We start from the raw sequence: 269 nt of genomic DNA, 5'->3' as shown, positions 1-269 counted from the left end.
CTTCCCGCCGCCACCCCCCGCCTTGCCCCCCGCACCGCCGCCGGACCCACAGGCGGTGAGGGCGACGGCCATCGCAGTGGCGACCAGGGCCACCGCAGCTCTCTTGGACATTTGGGGTTCCTCTCGGGTGGGGGCAATGCAGAGTTGCGACCGGGGGCGATGCGCGACCCGACCACGAAAGGGGGTCCGTCGGATGTGTCCGCTGTGAACGGGCGATGCCGACGGTGTTTCGTCTGAGTGAGATTGTTAACGCTAACAATTGGCCGTGG

Origin of the sequence: Kitasatospora nipponensis, from assembly GCF_039528135.1 — a bacterium.
Classification (GTDB): domain Bacteria; phylum Actinomycetota; class Actinomycetes; order Streptomycetales; family Streptomycetaceae; genus Kitasatospora; species Kitasatospora nipponensis.
The sequence above is the reverse complement of the archived record's forward strand: the minus strand, read 5'-3'. Positions refer to the sequence as shown.